This is a genomic window from Curtobacterium phoenicis (assembly GCF_047238015.1).
Taxonomy (GTDB): Bacteria; Actinomycetota; Actinomycetes; order Actinomycetales; family Microbacteriaceae; genus Curtobacterium.
Map to the genome: position 1 here is coordinate 623,995 of NZ_JBDFLZ010000002.1, position 18,998 is coordinate 642,992.

The following is an 18,998-nucleotide window of genomic DNA, read 5'->3' on the forward strand; positions in this document are numbered from 1 at the left end:
GCCGGTCCTCCCGGCCCACTAGCGTGGTGCCATGCGCGTCGGAGTCCTCGACATCGGGTCCAACACCGGCCACCTGCTCGTGGTGGACGCCCACGGCGGGGCCGCCCCGTTGCCGGCGTCGTCCTTCAAGCAGCCGCTGCGCCTCGCGGAACACCTCGACGCGTCCGGCGCCGTCACGCAGGACGGCATCGACGCACTGACCGCCTTCGTCGCCGACGCCGTGCGCGTCGCCGAGGAGCGAGGCTGCGAGGACATGCTGGCGTTCGCGACCTCCGCCGTGCGCGACGCGGTCAACTCGGACGCCGTGCTCGTGCACGTGCAGGAGCAGACGGGCGTGGAGCTCGCGGTGCTGTCCGGTGACGACGAGGCACGCTTGACGTTCCTCGCCGTCCGGCGCTGGTTCGGGTGGTCCGCCGGCCGCCTCGCCGTGTTCGACATCGGCGGTGGATCACTCGAGATCGCCGGGGGAGCCGACGAGGCACCGGACGTGGCGTGGTCGATGCCGATCGGCGCGGCCCGGCTCGCGCGGTCGTTCTTCGCCGCGGGCACCCCCACGGACGAGGACGTCCGTCGACTCCGGCACGAGATCCGGGTCGAGATCGCGCGGGACGCAGGGCTGCTGCTGCGCGCCGGACGGCCGGACCGGGCCGTCGCGACCTCGAAGACGTTCCGGTCGATCGCGCGGATCTGCGGTGCTGCACCGTCCGCCGCCGGACCGCTCGTGCCCCGCGCCCTCGACGGTGCCGAGCTCCGGCGGCAGCTCCCCGCGCTGCTCGGCATGACGGTCGACCAGCTCGCGACGCTTCCCGGGGTCTCGCCGAGCCGGGCGCACCAGGTCGTTCCCGGTGCGCTCGTCGCCGAGGCCTGCCTCGACATCTTCGACCTGCCGGCGCTCGAGATCTGCCCGTGGGCACTCCGCGAGGGCGTCATCCTCGAGCGGCTCGATCAGCTGTCCGTACTGGGCTAGCCGTCCGCGCTGGCCCGACCCCGGGCCTCCCGGGGCGGGGCGAGCAGCCAGGGGCGGATCAACCCCGTCACGAACGGCAGCACCCAGAACGTCATGATCGGCGTCAGCACGAGCGTCGTGACGAGCACGCGCGGCAGCACGGCGAGGTGTCCGAACGCCGGGACGAGCCAGCCGACGAGGTACGTGAAGGCGAGGTTCACCGGGAAGAACCCGAGCCAGATGCTCACGGCCTGCTTCCACCGCGGGGGAGCGCTCGAGGCCGGGGTGTCCTGCGGGGCGTCGAACCAGCCCTCGATGCCCGTGCGCTTCTCGACCCGGGACTCCACCACGAGGTCGCGGCCGAGGTCGAGCCACCGCAGCCGGTCGTCGGAGTTCTCCCACGTGGCGAGCTGTTCGTGGTCGGCGAACCGGTAGAGCACGTGCCACTCGCGGCTCGTGGCGTGCGAGCGGACCCACCCCGAGCCGAGGAAGCCCGGGTAGCGGTTCGCCAGGTTGACACCGGACTGCACCCAGCGGGTGGCCTCCGGGATGCGGTCGGGGTCGACGAGGCGGGTGATGGACACGGTGACGGGCGGGCCTGCACTCACGGATGACGAGGTCAGGCTCCCAGGCTCTTGTGGAGTCATGCTCCCAGTGTCCCCGAAGCGTGTTTCCGGCTCGTGACGTGACCGGGCGGCAGGCGGCGCGATCGGGGCATCGCCGCGGGCAGTACGGTCACGGGATGAGCGAGTTGCAGCGGGGCCGGAACGAGACCCCGACCGAGCGGTGGGACCGCAACTGGAGCGACATCCAGCAGGAGCTGCGGATCGTGCAGACGGGGACGCAGATCCTCGCCGGGTTCCTGCTGACGCTGCCGTTCCAGCAGCGGTTCTCGTCGCTGAGCGCCCGCCAGGAGACGATCTACCTCACGCTCGTCGTGCTCGCCGTCGTCGTCACGGTGGTGGCACTCGCCGTCGTGGCCACCCACCGGCTCGTGTTCAAGCAGCGGCAGAAGCACGACCTCGTACGCGCCGGCAACGTCCTGCTGCTCGTGACGCTCTTCGCCGCGGCGCTCCTGTTCGCCGGGACGGTGTGGTTCGTGTTCGACGTGGTGCTCGGCGGCCGTGGGGGGATCATCGCCGGGGTCGCCGTGTTCATCGGGACCGGGACGCTGTGGACCGTGCTGCCGACGGTGCTGCGACGCACCGCGAAGGACACCGAGGGCTAGCTGGCGCGCTTCTTCGCCGGTGCCTTCTTCGCGGGTGCCTTCTTCGCCGCCGTCCCGGAGGTCGACGCCTTCGCGGTGCTCGTCTTCTTCGCGGTCGCCCGCTTCGGGGTGGTCTCCTGCGCAGCCGAATCCGCGGTGCTCGCCTTCGACGTGCCCGCCTTCGCGGTGCTCGCCTTCGACGTGCTCGCCTTCGCGGTGCGCGTCTTCGACGTGCTCGCCTTCGCGGTGCGCGTCGTCCGCCGGGCCGGCGCCTCCCCGGCGGACGTGCCGCCTGCCGTGGAGTCGTCCTTCGTGGAACGTGACCCGCTCCGGGAACGCGACCCCGAGCCTCCCGTCCGCTTCTTGTCGACCGACGCCCGCAGGGCGGCCATCAGGTCGATGACGTCGCCGCCCTCGCCCTCGTCGCCGTCCTCGTCCCGTTCGCCGAACGTCTCGGCGGTGTCGACGTCGTCGCCGGAGGCGAGCTTCGCGTCGATGAGCTGCTGCAGCTCCTCCTGGTAGGCGTCCGTGTACCGGTCCGGGTCGAAGTCCGTGGACATGCTGTCGACGAGCGAGGACGACATCTTCAGCTCGTTCGCGCTCACCTTCACGGAGGTGTCGAGGCTCTTGAAGTCCGGGGCCCGGACCTCGTCGCCCCAGAGCAGACCCTGCAGCAGGATGACGTCGTCGTTGACCCGCAGGACGCCGAGCCGGGTCTTCTGCCGGAGGGTGAACTGCACGATCGCCAGCCGATCGGTCTTGGTCAGCGTCTCGCGGAGCAGCACGTACGCCTTCGGGGACCGGGAGTCGGGCTCGAGGTAGTACGACTTCTCGAACATCATCGGGTCGACCTGCTCGACCGGGACGAACTCGAGGACCTCGATCTCGTGCGACTGCTCCTCGGGGAGCTGCTTGAAGTCGTCGGCGGTGAGCACGACGGTCTTCTCGCCGTCGTCGTAGGCGCGCTGGATGTCGGCGTACTCGACCTCGTGGCCGAACTCGCACACCCGCTTGTACCGGATGCGGCCCTTGTCCTCGTCGTGGACCTGGTGCAGGGAGACGTCGTGGGTCTCGGTGGCCGCGTACACCTTGATCGGCACGTTGACCAGCCCGAACGCGATGGAGCCCTTCCAGATCGACCTCATGGGGGACATGATGCCCGTCCCTGCACCGGAGCGTCCGGAGGGAGGGGTCGTCCACAGGCCTGCGGCTGCTGTGCCGGTCCCGGGCCAGGACGAGCACGATGGGCCCATGAGCCAGCTCGACAAGCAGGATCCGCGGACCCAGCACCCCCGCCCGCCGTTCCCCGCACAGACGCAGGAAGGCTCCGGACTCGCGAGCGCGATGGACCCGGCACCCGACCACGGCGAACGCAGCTACCAGGGCACGGGTCGGATGCCGGGGTACCGCGTCCTGGTCACGGGCGCCGACTCGGGCATCGGACGTGCCGCGGCGATCGCGATGGCGAAGGAGGGTGCGGACGTCGCCCTCACCGCCCTGCCGGAGGAACGCAGCGACCTCGAGGACGTCCGCGACGTCATCGGGGACCTCGGCCGCAAGGCGGTCGTCCTGCCGGGCGACCTCACCGACGAGCGCTTCTGTGCCGAACTCGTCCGAGACGCCGTGAGCACGCTCGGAGGCCTCGACGCCCTCGTCACCGTCGCGGGCTCCCAGCAGGTGCACGAGGACGTCACGGAGCAGACGACCGAGTCGTTCGACCGGACGCTCAAGGTGAACCTCTACTCGCTGTTCTGGCTCGTCCGGGCCGCGGTGCCGCACCTGGCCCCGGGGAGCGCCATCGTCACGACGAGCTCGGTGTCCGCGTACGAACCGCAGGCGCGGATGATCGACTACGCGGCGACGAAGTCCGCGATCATCACCTACACGAACGGCCTCGCCCGCCAGCTCGCACCGAAGGGCATCCGCGCGAACACGGTCGTCCCCGGGCCGGTGTGGACGCCGCTGCAGCCGATCAGCTACCCCGGCGACGAGATCGCCCACTACGGCGAGGGCACGCCGTTCGGCCGGCCGGCGCAGCCCGTCGAGCTCGGAAGCGCCTACGTCTACCTCGCCGGTCCGGAGTCGTCGTACACGTCGGGCTCCACCCTGACCGTGTCGGGAGCCACCGGGGTCGCGCTGTGAGCCGGGCGACGGGAACGGCCGGAGCGTCGCGGTGAGCCCGGTCGCGAAGCGCCGCACCGTCCTCGTCGGCGGGCGGCCGATCAGCCTGAGCAACACCGACAAGGTGCTCTACCCGGAGACCGGCACGACCAAGGGCCGGGTCATCGAGTACTACGAGCGGGTCGCGCCGTGGATGATCCCGCACGTGAAGGACCGCCCCGTGACCCGGAAGCGGTGGGCGAACGGCGTGGACGGGAAGGTCTTCTTCGAGAAGAACCTCCCCGACTCCGCCCCCGACTGGGTGCGACACCACACGATCGCCCACAAGGAGCACGACACCGAGTACCCGATCGTCGACGACGTGGCGACACTCGTCTGGATGGCACAGCAGGCCGCGCTCGAGCTGCACGTGCCCCAGTGGCGCTTCGGCCCGCGGGGCGGACACCAGAACCCCGACCGGCTCGTCCTCGACCTCGACCCCGGCGAGGGCGTCGGCCTGCCGGAGTGCGTCGAGGTCGCCGTCGCGGCGCGCGAGGTCCTGCAGGGCATGGGGCTCGAGCCGTATCCGGTGACGTCCGGGTCGAAGGGCATCCACCTCTACGCGGCGCTGGACGGCCGGGCCACGACGAGCCAGGTCTCGGACGTCGCGCACGAGCTCGCGCGGGCCCTCGAGCAGGACCTCCCCGACCTCGTCCTGTCGTCGATGAGCCGAGCCGAGCGCACCGGCAAGGTGTTCGTCGACTGGTCGCAGAACAACGGCAACAAGACGACGATCGCCCCGTACTCGCTCCGCGGCCGCGAGCGGCCGACGGTCGCCGCCCCGCGCACCTGGGACGAGCTCACCCAGCGTGGGCTCGCACAGCTCACGCTGGACGACGTGCTCGACCGCCTGGAGGCCCGTGGCGACCTCCTGCACCCGGTCGCCTCGGCTTCGCTGGCCGTCGGACGACCCGACGCCGGACACTGGGACAGCGACCGGACCGCCGACGCGAACCAGGCGAGCGAGGACCGCCTGACGGCGTACCGCGCCAAGCGCGATGCCGCCAGGACGCCCGAACCGGTGCCCGCCGGCGCACCGACCGTCCGCGACGACGGCACCCCGACGTTCGTGATCCAGGAGCACCACGCCACCAGGGACCACTACGACTTCCGCCTCGAGCACGACGGCGTGCTCGTCAGCTGGGCGCTGCCGAAGGGCGAACCGACCGACCCGGGGAAGAACCACCTCGCCGTGCAGACGGAGGACCACCCGCTCGAGTACGGCTCCTTCGAAGGGACCATCCCGAAAGCGGAGTACGGCGGCGGGACCGTCACGATCTGGGACGACGGCACCTACGAGCTCGAGAAGTGGCGCGACGGCGAAGAGGTGATCGTCACGCTGCACGGCCGGACCGGCGGTGCGCGACGGTTGGCGCTCCTGCACACCCGTGGCCGTGGGCGCGGCCGCGACGGCGACGAGAAGAACTGGCTCATCCACCGCACGAAGGACCAGCCGGATCGCGAACCGGGCCGAGCGACGGCCGGGGCGCACGGCGCCGGGTCGAGCCGTCCTCCCCGGTCGACGGGGCGGGCGACCGGTCCCGCGACCGCGCGCCCGGAGGAACGCCGCACCATGCAGGCGACCCTCGCGGAGGGCGAGCCGCGGCTCGACCCCGCGGACTGGGCGTTCGAGATGAAGTGGGACGGCATCCGGGCCCTCGCGACCGTCCGTGCGGGCAGGGTCACGCTCCGGAGCCGGAACGGCAACGACCTCACGGCGCAGTACCCCGAGCTGCAGGAACTCGCCGAGCGGGCCGGGGTCGACGGCGTCTTCGACGGGGAGATCGTGGCGCTCGACGACCGCGGACGGCCCTCGTTCCAGCTCCTGCAGAACCGGATGGGCCTCTCGAGGACGCGTGATGTCGAGGCGGCCCGCTCATCGACGCCCGTGCGGCTGCTGCTGTTCGACGTCCTCGAGGCCGACGGCCACGAGCTCACCCGCCACGGCTACACCGCCCGGCGGGAAGCCCTCGCGACCGTCGTCGAGCCCGGTGGAGCGATCGAGGTCCCCGACGCCGTCGAAGGGGACTTCGCAGCGGCGCTCGCCGAGTCCCGGCGCCGAGGGCTCGAAGGTGTCGTCGCGAAGAAGCGGAGCTCGAAGTACGCCGAGGGGCGGCGCTCGGAGGCGTGGCTCAAGGTCAAGCACCACGCCACGCAGGAAGTCGTGGTCGGCGGGTGGCGGCCCGGTGCGGGGCGGCGGGAGGGCGGTATCGGCTCGTTGCTGCTCGGCGTGCGGGGCCCGGACGGGCTCGAGTACGTCGGCAAGGTCGGGACCGGGTTCCGCGACCGCGACCTCGACGAGATCGCGGCGGCGCTCGAGCCGCTCGCGCGGAACACCTCGCCGTTCGTGGACGTCCCTCGTCCGGACGCCAGGGACGCGCACTGGGTCCGCCCGGTCCGGGTCGGCGAAGTGGAGTTCGCGGAGTGGACCGGCGACGGCCGGCTCCGGCAACCCTCGTGGCGCGGATGGCGCCCGGACAAGGGCCCCGACGACGTCGTGCGCGAGTCCTGATCGCGCACATGCACGCGCATGGGGTCCGCCCCGGGCGAACTTCCGTCCCCCGTTCGTCGCAACTCCGGGGGACGTTCGTGCGACCGTGCGCAACCGAGCGTCCCGCGACTGTTACGTTCGCCGGGACGGAAGGGCGTGACCATGAGCGCGAGCAAGTACCTGCCGCCGTTCACGCCGGAGGAACGCGGATCGGCAGCGGGCAGCCGGACACGAACCAGCCCGGTGGACACGGTGAGACCGGCGGACGTGGCTGTCGCGGACGAGGTCACCTACGCTGACTTCCTCGGCGACGAGGTCGACGGCTGACGCACAGCGGCCGTCCAAGCGGCTGACGCACTGCGGCCGTCGAAGCGGAGCGGGGGAAGGCGACCCGTGCGCCGGATCAGGGAACGCACGGGCCGCCGTCGAAGCGCCGTGACCGGTGTTCAGGGATGACCGGCCACGGCGCGCTGACGCCAGCCGCGGTGAGCAACTGACAGGCTCACCACTGAGACGGGACAGCGACCCGGTTCGTCACACCTGATCTCGAGATTGCTCCCGCGGGACGCCGCTCAGGGCGCGGGGGCCGGGCCGTCGGCCGGTGCAGCGTCGTCCGCGACCGGGACGTCCTGCTCGACGAGGTCGTCCTCGTCGGGTTCGGTCACATCGGCTGCAGCGGCCTTCGCGTCGTCGATCGCGTCCTGGGATCGGCGGAGGAGTTCGTCGTCGTGGTCGGTCATGTCCGCGAACCTACGCGGGCGACCCTGTGTCGGCTGCACGGTGGGGGAGCGGCACGGTGGGCATCGGTGCGCGCGGGGCCCGGGACGAATCGAGGTCGACGGCGGAGGTCGGCGCCGGGGTCGACGGCATCGCGGGTGCAGCGGGAGCGCCGATCGCATCGGCCGCGTCGAGCACGGCACGGGTGGCGGCGGCCGCGGTGCGGAGGGCGTCGGCCGTCGGCATCGCACGGTGCGCGGCGGTCCGGACCTCGACGCCCCACGGCTCGTCGAAGCCGAGGTCGCGCACGGTCCGGACGAACCCGGGCAGGTCCCACGCTCCGGAGCCGGGCAGGTGCCGTGCGGCGCGGGACTCCTCGGCGAGGGTCATGCCGGCCGGGGTGTGGAGGAGTCCGTCGCTCAGCTCGACGGCTGCGAGCACGGCGGGAGCGACGCCCTCGTGCACCGACGCCAGGGTCGAGCCGCTCCTGAGGGTGTGCATCGCGTCGAGGAGCAGGCCGCCGTTCGGGTGCCCGGCGGCCGTCACGAACCGAGCGGCCCGTTCGACCGTCGGCAGGTTCGACCACGGCTCCGGTTCGAGCACGAGCTGCGCACCGAGCTGCTCCGTCCGCGCCGCGAGCGCCACCCAGTCGTCGGTCATCGCCGTGGGACGGACGGTCAGGGTCGTGTCCGCTCCGACGACGACCTGCCACGCGCGGAGTGCCGCGGTCGCCTCGAAGACCACACCACGGTCGGCGTCCTCGTCGGCGGACCGGTCGTCGCTCGACCACCAGCGGTCGAGCGGGCCGAGCTGCACCCAGACGATCCCCGAGCCGTCGAGGATGCGCCGGAGCTCCGCGAAGCCGATCGTCGCGCGGACCTCGTGCAGGTCACCGACGGTGAGGGAGAGCCCCGCGAACCCGGCGTCACCGACGGCGCGCACCCGCTCGCCGATCGGTTCGTCGCCCGCCCAGGTCGATGACGTGGCGAGCAGGTCGTGTTCGAGCACGGCGGCACCTCCGGTTCCGGACGGGCGACTGCTCCCCGGCACCCGGTCACGTCCGTGATGTTGCGACGTCGCTGACCCCTGACGTCACCTGAGGTCTACGCTGCCGACCTGCGAGCGCTCCCAGTCCGTCGTCACGTGGCCGGAACGCGCGAGGGGTGTCGACGCGCGGGGAGACGCAAGGATCGTCGACGCGGGCAGCGAGGCGCGAGGCGTTCAGACCAGCCGGGTCCGCACCGAGCCGACCCCAGCGATGTGCCCCTCCACGAGGTCACCCCGGACGAGCGGGCCGACCCCTTCCGGTGTGCCGGTCATGAGCAGGTCGCCCGGGACGAGGCGGACCGAGCGGGACAGTTCGGCGATCGTCTCGGCGACCGACCAGATCTGGTCGCCGAGGTCTCCGGTCTGCCGGACGACGCCGTTCACGGTCAGCTCCACGGCTCCGGTCGTCGGGTCGACCCCGGCGGCGGGGACGAGGACGCCGACCGGAGCCGAGGCGTCGAACCCCTTCGCGGCGTCCCACGGGCGGCCGAGCTGTTTCGCCTCGGCCTGGAGGTCCCGGCGGGTGAGGTCGAGTCCGACGCCGTACCCCCAGACCACGTCGAGCGCCTCGGCCGGGCGCACATCCACGGCCGTCGCTCCGATCGCGACGACCAACTCGACCTCGTGCTCGAGCTGTCCGGTCAGGGGTGGGTAGGGCGTGTCGGCGCCGTCGACCACCACGGCGTCCGCGGGCTTCGTGAAGAAGAACGGCGGCTCGCGGTCGGGGTCGTGGCCCATCTCGCGGGCGTGCGCGGCGTAGTTGCGTCCGACGCAGAAGATCCGTCGGACGGGGAAGCGGCCACCCGTGCTCGTCGGGACGGACGGCTGCGACGGTACCGGGACGACGAAGTGACTCACCCGTCCAGCCTGGCACGGGCTCTGCGATGGACGTCGATCGGCTCAGCCCTCGGCGAAGGATGCTTCGGCGCGGAGCTTCCGGGCGCGGGCGCGTTCCTCGCGCTCGCGGCACTCGATGCGCATCTGCTCGAGTTCTGCGAGGGATCCGTCCGCTCGGATGATGGGCCCGTAGTGCGGGTCCTGCAGCAACTTGCGCGTGCTGCGCTCCACGCGCGCGAAGATCTCGAAGAAGCGCTCGTCTTCCATGTCACTGATCACTTCGTGCCTCCTTGCGTCGTCTCTGTGCTGCCCGGTACTCGTGCATGTCCAGGGCTCGTTCCATCCAGTCGTCGTCCGGTGTCGACCACGAGCGGCTCAGGACCGCTCGAGCCATCAGCGCCGCGGCGTCGTGGTCGCGTTCCACGTCCGAGAGCGCGCGCTCGGCGATCCACGACCAACGCTGCCACCAGTGATCGTGGTGTGCCGAGAACTTCGTGTGTCGCCTCGCTCGCACCCCCTCGACGATCGTCACCACGAGGCTCGCCACCGCGACCACGGCGCCGATCACCGCCACCGCTGCGCTCGTCCACCCCACGTCCATGTGGCGAGCCTGACGGAACAGGACCGGCCACGCGCCGGGCGTGACCGATCCTGTGGACGGCGATCCGCGCCTCCAGGGCGGTGCAGGAGACGCGTCCGCAGCGGAAGCCGCGCCGGACGGCGCAGACCTGCGGACCTGCGGAGCCGCGGCTCAGTCCTGCGGCCACCCCGCGAACTCCCACCCGGCGACCGACGGATGGTCCTCGCCCCGCGTGTACGCGTACTCCCGCGCCGCGTCCCGGGCCGCGGTGAGACGGTCGAGCAGCTCGGCGTGTGCCGCTGCGTCGACCCTGGTCAGCGCGTCGTGCGCCAACGCGAAGCGGTCCATGTCGTTCCGCATGAGCATGTCGAAGGGTGTGGTCGTGGTGCCATGCTCCTGGAAGCCGTGCACGTGGAGGTCGTCGTGCCCGTGGCGACGGTAGGTGAGCTGGTGCACGAGTGCCGGGTACCCGTGGAACGCGAAGACGGCGGGTGTCCCGGGCAGGAACACCTCGTCGTAGCGCTCGTCGGACACCGGGTGTTCGTGCTTCCGCGGGTCGCCGATGGACAGCAGGTCGACGACGTTGACGACCCGCACGCCGACACCGGGTGCGTGCTCGCGGATGATCGCGGCGGCAGCGAGCGTCTCGACCGTGGGGACGTCACCGGCGCCCACGAGCACGACGTCCACTCGACCGACCGTGGACTCCGTGCCGGCCCAGTCCCAGACGCCGAGGCCCGCCTCGGCGTGCGCGACGGCGTCCTCGAGCGAGAGGAACACGGGCTCCGGGTGCTTCCCGGCGACGATGACCTCGATGCGGTTCGTGGTCTCGAGCGCGTGGGCGGTGACGGCCAGCAGGGTGTTGGCGTCGGCGGGGAGCTTGATCCGCACGAGGTCCTGCTGCTTCGACGCGACGACGTCGAGGAACCCGGGGTCCTGGTGCGAGAACCCGTTGTGGTCCTGCCGCCAGACGTGCGACGAGAGCAGGATCGTCAGGTTCGACACCGGCAGGCGCCAGTCGAGGTCCTCCGAGGACTCGAGCCACTTCGCGTACTGCCCGACCATGGAGTCGATGATGTGGGCGAAGGCCTCGTAGGTGTTGAGGATGCCGTGCCGACCGGTCAGGACGTACCCCTCGAGCATGCCTTCGAGGACGTGCTCGGACAACACCTCGATGACGCGGCCGCGGGCGGAGAGGTGCTCGTCGCCGGGGGCGCGGTCCGCCCGCCAGACCCGGTTCGTGACGTCGAACACCGCGTCGAGCTTGTTCGAGATCGTCTCGTCCGGTCCGAACAGCCGGAAGTCCGTCCCGTTGCGTTCGACCAGGGCCGCGAGCCACGGTCCGAGGGTGCCCGTGGCCGAGGCGGGCTCGCCGGTGGGGACGCCGTGCTCGGCGATCGCGGGGAGGTCGAGTGCGGTCCGGATGCGCCCACCGTTCGCGAACGGCGTCGCGCTCATCCGCAGGTCGCCCTCGGGGCGGATGGAGCCGAGGATCCCGATCGGCTGGCCCTGCTCGTCGAAGAGTTCCTCCGGACGGTAGGAGCGCATCCACTCTTCGAGCCGGGCGCGGTCCTCGTCGTTCGTCCGCACGTCGGGCAGGGGGATCTGGTGCGAGTGGAAGGACCCCTCGTTCGGCCCCGTCCAGCCCTTCGGCGTGCGGAGGACGATCATCGGCCAGCGCGGACGGAGGTCGGCTGCGCCGGCGAGCTGGCCGGCTGCTGCCCGTTCGGCCTGCGCGCGGGCGGCGGCCTGGATGTCGTCGATGCGGGCGAGTGCCCGACGGAGCGCGGCGTCGAGCAGGGCGTGCACGGCGAACGGGTCGTGGTCCACCCGGGCGGAGTCCACCACGATGGGCTCGTACCCGTGTCCGCGGAACGTCGCGGTGAGGTCTTCGTCCGGGATGCGCGCGAGGACCGTCGGGTTGGCGATCTTCCACCCGTTGAGGTTGAGGATCGGCAGGACCGCGCCGTCGGACACCGGGTCGAGGAAGGTGTGCGCCTGCCAGGACGCCGCGAGCGGACCGGTCTCGGCCTCGCCGTCGCCGACCACGCACGCGACGACCAGGTCCGGGTTGTCGAGCGCAGCTCCGTACGCGTGGGCGAGTGAGTAGCCGAGCTCGCCGCCCTCGTTGATCGACCCGGGGGTCTCGGGTGCGGCGTGCGACGGGATGCCACCGGGGAACGAGAACTGCCGGAAGAACCGCTGCAGCCCGTCGGTGTCCGGTGTGATCTCCGGGTAGAGCTCGCCCCACGTGCCGTCGAGCCACGCGTTCGCGTTCATGGCCGGCCCGCCGTGCCCCGGCCCGCAGACGTACAGCAGCTGGCGGTCCGTCTCGGCGATGAGCGCGTTGCAGTGCGCGTAGACGAGGTTGAGCGCCGGCGAGGTCCCCCAGTGTCCGAGCAGGCGCGGCTTGATGTCGTCCGGCTCGATCGGCCGGGTGAGGAGCGGGTTGTCGAGCAGGTGGATCTGCCCGGCGGTGAGGTAGTTCGCGGCGCGCCACCAGGCGTCGATCGCCCGGATGCGGTCGGTGGTCGCGATGGGTGCAGGGGACATGCACCCACGCTACGGAGGGGCGGGTGGAGATTTTCCAGCAAACCGTCCAAACCGTTCGGGAGGGGGTACCGAATGCATGTCACCAGGGCGAAACGCCCAAGAAGCTCCCCGGTCACGCTCGGCCGGTACACGCCTCTCACACAGCGAGAGGGGCAAGGCCACCGGCCGGAGCACTCGATCAAGCAAAGGAACGAACACCATGCGCAAGAGCCTGAAGACCTCGATCACCCTCGCCACGACCGGCGCGCTCGTCCTCGGTGGCGCCGCGTTCGGTGTCGGCGCCGCGAACGCGTCGACCCCGTCGGTGCACACCGTGTCGTCCAGCTCGTCGAAGATCCCCGCGCCGGTCGCGTCGGTGCCGGAGGTGCTGGGTGGCACCACGGCCGTGAAGCTCGACTCGGGCTTCACCGACGCCCTCACCGCGCTGAAGCTCACCCCGGGTGTGTCGGGCAACGCCAAGCTCGAGGACGGGTCGGTGTCGTTCCCGATCACGGCCGGTTCGGTGACGTACTGGAACCCGGACGGCTCGTACCGTCCGTACGTGCAGGGGCTGCTCAACCACGACGACTCGGGCCTGACGCTCAAGGCCGGTGACACGACGGTGACGCTGGAGAACTTCGTGGTGAACCCGGGTTCGTCCAAGCTCTACGGTGACGTGCTGGTCAACGGCAAGGTCGCTGCGGCGAACGCGTACCTGTTCGAGCTGTGGGGCGGCACCCTCAAGCCGCTGCAGCTCGAGGGCGACAACGCGGTCCTGACCGGCACCACGGTGCACATCTCGGAGGACGCTGCCGGGCTGCTGAACAAGACGTTCGGCACCGACGCGGTCAAGCGTGGCCTGCTCGTGGGCACCGCGACCATCACCGCCAAGATCAAGTAACACCCAGCACCACACCGAAGCGCCGCTCCCGGGACCCCGGGAGCGGCGCTTCCGTGTGCACGGTGGATCGGCACGGTGGATCCGCACGCTGGGTCAGTACGGAGGCACGAATCGCCTCAGCGACGTCGGCGCCACCACCGTGGTGGCCGGCTGTCGGAGGCGGCCGCCTGCGCGGCTGCAGCCGTCGCGTCCGCCGCGCGTCGTGCCTCCCGGCGGTCGTGCCACGCACGGAGCTCCGCCTCGACGTCGCGGAGCGGCGTCACCACCGGCGGCCCGCCGAGCAGCTGCCGGCGGGCCTCCTTCACCCGCGCGTTGAAGTCCTCGAGGACGTCGCGGACGTCGGCCTCGGTCGAGAGTGCGTCGAGCTGGCCGTCGAGCTCGGCGTCCTCCTTCTTGAGCGCGAACGCGGGCGGCGCGATCCCGGTGATCTGTTCGCGCTCGATCTTCGACCGGATCCACCAGTCCGGGTCGTGCCGGCCGTCGTTGGAGGGGAGCGGCTTGCCGTGGTACGGGTTGTCCTCGAAGACCCCTCGGCGCTCGGCCTCCTCGATGAGTGCCCTGGCGTGCTGCCCGACGTCCTTCGCCCGCAGCAGCCGGCGTTCCTCGCGGACCTCGTCCGGGTCGAGGGATCCGCGCTCGATCTCGCTCTCCACGAGCCGCTCGTACCGGTAGCGAGCGGCGCGCCGGAGTCGGTCCATGCGTGCGTCGACGTCGTTCATGACCCCTCCATGATCACGCGCTCCGGTCGGACCCGCCAGTGTCGTCCGCGTCGGTGTCGGCGGTCTCGGCCCGGACCTCCTCGATGGTCAGCGCAGCCTGGATCAGCGCGAGGTGCGAGAGTCCCTGCGGCAGGTTCCCCATGAAGGAGCCGTCCTCGCTGATCATCTCGCTGTAGAGGCCGACGTCGTTCGCCTGTGCGACCATCGCGTCCATCAGCTCGGCTGCGTCGTCCACGCGCCCGGTGCACGCCATCGCGGCGGCGAGCCAGAACGAGCACGCGACGAACGGCGACTCCTCCCGTTCCATGCCCGAGTACCGGTAGACGAGGGGGCCGCGCTGCAGCTGCTCCTCGATCGCGCGGATCGTGGACGCCATGCGCGGACCGCGGTCGAACGCGCTCATCGCGTGCAGCAGGATCGAGGTGTCGAGCTTGTCCGACCCCGGGTACATCACGTAGTGACCGCGTTCCTCGTCCCACCCGTGCTCCGCGACCCACTGCTCGATGAGCTCGCGGTTCTCGACCCACTTGTCGCGCGGCCCGTCGATCATGCCGGCGTCGTGCAGCTCGGCCGCGGCGTCGAGGGCTTGCCAGCACCCGATCTTGCTCGAGACGTAGTGCTGCGTGTCCTGCAGCTCCCACATGCCCGAGTCGGCTTCCTCCCACCGGTGGCAGGCGTCGTCGGCGAGGTCCTGCAGCACCCCGGCGGTCTTGCGGTCGATCACGTTCCCGGCGCGCACGTACTGGCGCAGGATCTCGAACACGTCGCCCCACACGCCGAGCTGGAGCTGGCCGCTCGCCCGGTTGCCGATCGTCACCGGCCCGATGCCCTGCCACCCGGGAACGTCGCGTTCCTCGACGCCGTCACTCGCCGAACCGTCGAGCTCGTAGAAGATCGGCATCTCCTCGTCGTGGTCGGCGATCGTCCGCATCACCCACGACACGGCCGCGTGCGTCTCCTCACGCAGCCCGAAGCGGGTCAGCGCGTGGACCGTGTACGACAGGTCGCGGACCCACGCGAACCGGTAGTCCCAGTTCTTCCCACCGTCGCGGTCCTCCGGGAGGCTCGTGGTCGGCGCCGCCGCGATCGCGCCGGTGGGGGAGTAGATGAGCAACTTCAGGGCGAGGGCGCTCCGCTGGACCGCGTCCGCCCACGGGCCGTCGTAGTGGAAGGCCTCGGACCACTTCGCCCAGTTCTCGATCGTGCGGTCCATCGCGGCGAGCGCGGCCTCGGGCTTCGGCATGAAGATCGGTTCGTCGTACGTGCCGACGATCGTGAGGATGTGCTTCGACCCCTCGGTCGCGGTGAACCGGCCGGAGAAGCGCGGTCCGTCGTCGTGCACCGGCTCGAAGCCCTGCTCCACGATCGCGATGGTGACGCCGTCGATGCCGATGACGGCGCCGTTGGCCGTGTCGAGGCGCTTCGGCTCGGCGGTGTCCAGCAGGGTGCCTGGGACCACGGCCCACTCGAGCTCGACCGAGCCGCGGACGCCCTGCACGCACCGGGCGACCTCGGCCCACGGCAGCCGACCTGCGACGCCCGTCACCATCGCGTCCGTCACCGTGACCTGCCCGGTCGACGTGGTCCAGGTGGTCACGAGGACGTTCGTGCCGGGCAGGTACTCGCGCGTCACCTCGGCGTCGCCGGTCGGCCGCAGGGCGACGTGGCCGCCGTGTTCGGGGTCGAGGATGCTCGCGAAGACCGGCGGTGAGTCCATCGAGGGGATCGGGAGCCAGTCGATCCGACCGTCGAGTGCGACGAGGGCGACCGTGCGGCCGTCCCCGACCGCGCCGTAGGACCGCAGGGGGACGTAGCCGTCCGTGCGTTCCTCGTTCTCCGTCGCGTCGGGGGTGTCCAGGGTCCGCTCGCTCATGGTCCCAGCCTGCCCCGCGGGTGCGGCCGACCATCAGCGGGACGTACCCCGTCGTGGACGGCCGCACGGCGCCGCCGAGCTGTACAGGAGCCGTCAGTCGACGTTCGTCAGCCCCGTCGACGCCACCAGACGATCGAGGAGGAGCTGTCGGAACGGCACGGACGACCATCCGTGGTCAGCGCCCACGACCGGGGTGAAGACCGCTCCGGGGAGGACCTCGCCGTACCGTTCGCCGTACGACAGCGGGACGATCTGGTCCGCGGTCCCGTGGAGCACCTCCGCCGAACCGGTGTAGCGGTCGATGCCGTCGTACACGTCGAGCCCGGACCTCACCTCGTCGATGAACGCCGTCCCGAGCGCCATCCCGCCGAAGTCGAAGTACCCCTGCTCCCGTGCCGGGGCGAGCGGCTGCCCCTGGATCTCGTCCTTCCGCGCGATGTCGTCGACGACGACGCCCGCTGGTGACCACAGCGTGAGCGTGGCGACGAGGTCCGGTACGCGGGCCGCGGCGAGGGCCGACTCGACGGCTCCGAGGCTGTGTGCGACGACGTGCACGGGGGCGTCGGCGTCCGCGGCGAGGGTCCGGATCATCGTGGTGACCTGCTCGACCTCGTCCGTGATCGTGATGCCCGCGAAGTCGCCGTCGCTCGTCCCGTGGCCGAGCCGACTGTACGACCGGACCGCCGCACCGTGCTCGACCAGCCGCCGAGCGGTCTGGACGAAGAGCTGCTGCCCGCCGGTGTCCGTGCTGCCGAAGCCGTGCACGAGGAGGGCCGCCGGACGTCCGCGCTCGACGTCGCCGAGCTGCCAGCCGCGGAGTTCGCGGCCGCGGTGCTCGAGGAGGATCGACTGCATCAGTTCCGCCGGTCCGCGAAGCCGGCGGGGAGGTCGGCCGGGGCGGTGTCGACGACCGTCTCGTCGTCCTCGCCGACGTGCTCGAACAGCGTGATGTGCGCGAACTCCGGCACGACGTAGATCGGGTAGGTGGGGCCCTGGTCGCGGAACTCGCGCATCCGGTCGAGGTGGTCGTTCTGGAAGAGCACGGTCTTGCTGCCGTCCTCCTCGACCCAGTGCGGGAAGAAGATCGTGCCGTGCAGGACGCGCTCGTCGGGGACGACCGTGACGACGACGCTCGTGCCGGTGGGCTCGTTCCACGAGACCTTGTAGACACCGGCGGTCAGTACCACGAGGTCGACCTGCTGGTCCTTGACCCAGCGGCCCCCGACCATGCCGGAGTGGATGCGGTAGTCGATGGTCGTGGCGTTCTTGACGTACATCTCGTACTGCCAGCCGTTCGCGTACGTGTAGATGAACCGGTGTCCGACGATGCCGGAGAGGTCCTGCTCGGGCACGGGGTGTTCGACGCTCGTGGTGATCTGCATGCGTTCCAGTTTGCTCCAGTAATGCGTTTGTTTTAGACGCATTCCCGGTGAGTACGCTGAGAGGGTGTCCACCCGTCCGAACGACCCCGAGCTGCCCGCGGCCGCGCGCCGGCTGAGCGCGGAGGTCGGCCCGTTCCGGCGGGCGCTCCTCAACACTGCCCGTCGCTCCGTCGACCTGCCCGACATCCCGGACGCTCAGATCGAGGTGCTGCGACGGCTCGACGCCGACGGGTGGTCGAGTCCGACCACGCTCGGCCGGGCGCTCGGCCTCGCGCGGTCGACGGTCAGCAACCTCGTCGCGGCGATGGAGCGCGACGGGCTGGTGGAGCGACGGCTCGCGCGCGGTGACGGCCGGAGCACCGAGGTCGGGCTGACCGGGCTCGCCCGGCAGCGGCTCGCCGTGTACGACGCTTCGGCGGAGCGCGTCCTGGTCGCGGCGATGGAGGGCCTGGCCGACGGAGACCGTCGCGTGCTCGCGGAAGCCGGGGCCGTCCTGGCGCGCCTCCGGCAACGCCTGGAGGGTCGAGCGGACGAGGACGACTGACGGACGGCCGGGAGGCACGTGGCGGGCGCCGCCGCGCGCCTCACGGCCGCCGGCGGGCCGGTCCGGCGACCGCATCGCCCGGACACGGCCGCCGCGGACGGGCACGCTGGGTCGATGAGCGGAACGGCGGAACGAGCGGTCAAGGACGCCGGGCGGCAGGCCCGGCGGGTGGCGGACAGCCGGTGGTTCGAACTGCTGGCCCGTGGCGGCTTCATCGGCAGCGGCGTCGTCCACCTGCTGATCGGCTACCTCGTGGTGCTGCTCGGGATCGGGAGCGCCGCCGGCGGCCGCGAGACCGACCAGTCCGGTGCGCTGCAGCAGATCGAGGGCGTCCCCGGCGGGGTGTTCCTGCTCTGGGTGGTCGCGATCGGGACGGCGGCGCTCACGCTGCGGCTCGTGGTCGAGGCCGTCGTCGGCGGACGCAGCGACAGCGCACGCGCCTGGGGCGCCCGGGCGAAGAACGCCGGCAAGGCGATCGTGTACGGGGCCATCTCGGTGTCGGCGATGCAGTACGCGATCGGCGCCGGGACGAGCTCGAGCGGTTCGTCGCGGAGCGCCGCGGCCAAGGCACTCGCGACACCGGGTGGGGTGTTCCTCCTGCTCCTCGTCGCGCTGGTGGCGATCGGCATCGGGATCGCCCTCGTCGTCGAGGGCGTCCGACGCTCGTTCTGGAAGCAGCTGGTCCGCCCGCGACAGCCCGTCGAACACACGGTGACGGTGCTCGGGGTCGTCGGGTACGTCCTCAAGGGCGTCGCGGTGGTCGCCGTCGGCGTGCTCGTCGCCGTGGCGGCGTTCCGGAGCGACCCGGACCAGGCGACGGGACTCGACGGCGCCTTCGACGCCCTGCACGGCATGCCCGGTGGGGCGGTCGTGCTCGTCGCGATCGGCATCGGGTTCGTGGCGTTCGGCGTCTACAGCTTCTTCCGCGCCCGGTACGCCCGGCTCTGACACCGCTCGCCCGGCTCTGACACCGCTCGCGCCGTCCGGCCCTGGGTCGCGCGTCCGGCAGCGGGCGTGTCCACGCTCCGCCGGACATGTTGGACGAGCGCGGAGGCGTCCGCC

The 18,998-nt window shown here is 71.6% G+C and carries 20 protein-coding genes and 1 pseudogene; 9 read left to right on the plus strand and 12 right to left on the minus strand.

Annotated features, from left to right (window positions below; all coding sequences use genetic code 11):
* The first annotated feature begins 31 nt into the window (after window positions 1-31).
* Window positions 32-967 (plus strand): Ppx/GppA family phosphatase, encoded by a 936-nt coding sequence (locus ABC270_RS03215; RefSeq protein ID WP_412879479.1) that lies wholly within the window; start codon window positions 32-34, stop codon window positions 965-967.
* Here ABC270_RS03215 and ABC270_RS03220 read toward each other — a convergent pair.
* On the minus strand, window positions 964-1,593 hold the full coding sequence (locus tag ABC270_RS03220) for a putative antibiotic biosynthesis monooxygenase (protein WP_412879480.1): 630 nt from the start codon (window positions 1,591-1,593) through the stop codon (window positions 964-966). The genes ABC270_RS03215 and ABC270_RS03220 overlap by 4 nt on opposite strands.
* A 95-nt stretch (window positions 1,594-1,688) precedes the next feature.
* Here ABC270_RS03220 and ABC270_RS03225 point away from each other — a divergent pair, with 95 nt between their 5' ends.
* On the plus strand, window positions 1,689-2,174 hold the full coding sequence (locus ABC270_RS03225; RefSeq protein WP_412879481.1) for a DUF6328 family protein: 486 nt from the start codon (window positions 1,689-1,691) through the stop codon (window positions 2,172-2,174).
* A complete protein-coding gene (locus ABC270_RS03230) occupies window positions 2,120-2,476 on the plus strand; it encodes a pentapeptide repeat-containing protein (RefSeq protein WP_412882025.1) in 357 nt (118 codons plus the stop codon). Before ABC270_RS03225 ends, ABC270_RS03230 begins: the two co-directional genes overlap by 55 nt.
* Window positions 2,477-2,533: 57 nt before the next feature.
* On the opposite strand, the pseudogene ku reads toward ABC270_RS03230, so the two are convergent.
* A pseudogene (ku, locus tag ABC270_RS03235) lies at window positions 2,534-3,406 on the minus strand (non-homologous end joining protein Ku); the annotation flags it as partial.
* Between ku and ABC270_RS03240 the strand changes: the two are divergent.
* The 3 genes from ABC270_RS03240 to ABC270_RS03250 all read left to right on the plus strand — a co-directional run bounded on the left by ABC270_RS03240 (window position 3,405) and on the right by ABC270_RS03250 (window position 7,131).
* Window positions 3,405-4,295, plus strand: coding sequence for an SDR family oxidoreductase (locus ABC270_RS03240; RefSeq protein WP_412879482.1), 891 nt, complete (start codon window positions 3,405-3,407; stop codon window positions 4,293-4,295). The pseudogene ku and the gene ABC270_RS03240 overlap by 2 nt on opposite strands.
* A 31-nt stretch (window positions 4,296-4,326) precedes the next feature.
* Window positions 4,327-6,825 (plus strand): ATP-dependent DNA ligase, encoded by a 2,499-nt coding sequence (locus tag ABC270_RS03245; RefSeq protein WP_412879483.1) that lies wholly within the window; start codon window positions 4,327-4,329, stop codon window positions 6,823-6,825.
* A gap of 141 nt (window positions 6,826-6,966) precedes the next feature.
* On the plus strand, window positions 6,967-7,131 hold the full coding sequence (locus ABC270_RS03250; protein WP_412879484.1) for a hypothetical protein: 165 nt from the start codon (window positions 6,967-6,969) through the stop codon (window positions 7,129-7,131).
* Between the two features lie 245 nt (window positions 7,132-7,376).
* Here ABC270_RS03250 and ABC270_RS03255 read toward each other — a convergent pair whose 3' ends face one another.
* The 6 genes from ABC270_RS03255 to ABC270_RS03280 form a co-directional block, all read right to left on the minus strand.
* Window positions 7,377-7,544 carry a hypothetical protein gene (locus ABC270_RS03255; protein WP_412879485.1) on the minus strand — a complete coding sequence of 56 codons (168 nt, stop codon included), beginning with the start codon at window positions 7,542-7,544 and terminating at the stop codon, window positions 7,377-7,379.
* Window positions 7,545-7,554: 10 nt separating this feature from the next.
* Window positions 7,555-8,529, minus strand: coding sequence for a sugar phosphate isomerase/epimerase family protein (locus tag ABC270_RS03260; RefSeq protein WP_412879486.1), 975 nt, complete (start codon window positions 8,527-8,529; stop codon window positions 7,555-7,557).
* 213 nt (window positions 8,530-8,742) lie between these two features.
* Window positions 8,743-9,426 carry a fumarylacetoacetate hydrolase family protein gene (locus ABC270_RS03265; protein WP_412879487.1) on the minus strand — a complete coding sequence of 228 codons (684 nt, stop codon included), beginning with the start codon at window positions 9,424-9,426 and terminating at the stop codon, window positions 8,743-8,745.
* A gap of 42 nt (window positions 9,427-9,468) precedes the next feature.
* The gene (locus ABC270_RS03270; RefSeq protein ID WP_412879488.1) at window positions 9,469-9,684 is read right to left on the minus strand and encodes a hypothetical protein; all 216 of its coding nucleotides are present in this window, start codon (window positions 9,682-9,684) and stop codon (window positions 9,469-9,471) included.
* A complete protein-coding gene (locus tag ABC270_RS03275) occupies window positions 9,674-10,006 on the minus strand; it encodes a hypothetical protein (protein WP_412879489.1) in 333 nt (110 codons plus the stop codon). Before ABC270_RS03275 ends, ABC270_RS03270 begins: the two co-directional genes overlap by 11 nt.
* 150 nt (window positions 10,007-10,156) lie before the next feature.
* Window positions 10,157-12,538, minus strand: coding sequence for a phosphoketolase family protein (locus ABC270_RS03280; protein ID WP_412879490.1), 2,382 nt, complete (start codon window positions 12,536-12,538; stop codon window positions 10,157-10,159).
* Between the two features lie 199 nt (window positions 12,539-12,737).
* Between ABC270_RS03280 and ABC270_RS03285 the strand changes: the two genes are divergently transcribed.
* Window positions 12,738-13,418 (plus strand): hypothetical protein, encoded by a 681-nt coding sequence (locus ABC270_RS03285; RefSeq protein ID WP_412879278.1) that lies wholly within the window; start codon window positions 12,738-12,740, stop codon window positions 13,416-13,418.
* A 116-nt stretch (window positions 13,419-13,534) separates the two neighbouring features.
* Here ABC270_RS03285 and ABC270_RS03290 read toward each other — a convergent pair whose 3' ends face one another.
* The 4 genes from ABC270_RS03290 to ABC270_RS03305 form a co-directional block, all read right to left on the minus strand.
* Window positions 13,535-14,137, minus strand: a complete 603-nt coding sequence (locus tag ABC270_RS03290) for a DnaJ family domain-containing protein (RefSeq protein WP_412879491.1) — start codon at window positions 14,135-14,137, stop codon at window positions 13,535-13,537.
* A 13-nt stretch (window positions 14,138-14,150) separates the two neighbouring features.
* Window positions 14,151-16,010 carry a glycoside hydrolase family 15 protein gene (locus tag ABC270_RS03295; protein WP_412879492.1) on the minus strand — a complete coding sequence of 620 codons (1,860 nt, stop codon included), beginning with the start codon at window positions 16,008-16,010 and terminating at the stop codon, window positions 14,151-14,153.
* Between the two features lie 93 nt (window positions 16,011-16,103).
* Entirely contained in the window at window positions 16,104-16,865 is a 762-nt protein-coding gene (locus ABC270_RS03300; RefSeq protein WP_412879493.1) for an alpha/beta hydrolase, read from the minus strand.
* Entirely contained in the window at window positions 16,865-17,392 is a 528-nt protein-coding gene (locus ABC270_RS03305) for a phenolic acid decarboxylase (protein ID WP_412879494.1), read from the minus strand. The genes ABC270_RS03300 and ABC270_RS03305 overlap by 1 nt, the downstream gene beginning before the upstream one ends.
* Before the next feature lie 64 nt (window positions 17,393-17,456).
* Between ABC270_RS03305 and ABC270_RS03310 the strand changes: the two genes are divergently transcribed.
* A complete protein-coding gene (locus ABC270_RS03310; RefSeq protein ID WP_412879495.1) occupies window positions 17,457-17,936 on the plus strand; it encodes a MarR family winged helix-turn-helix transcriptional regulator in 480 nt (159 codons plus the stop codon).
* Window positions 17,937-18,050: 114 nt separating this feature from the next.
* A complete protein-coding gene (locus tag ABC270_RS03315; protein WP_412879496.1) occupies window positions 18,051-18,884 on the plus strand; it encodes a DUF1206 domain-containing protein in 834 nt (277 codons plus the stop codon).
* Window positions 18,885-18,998: the final 114 nt, after the last annotated feature.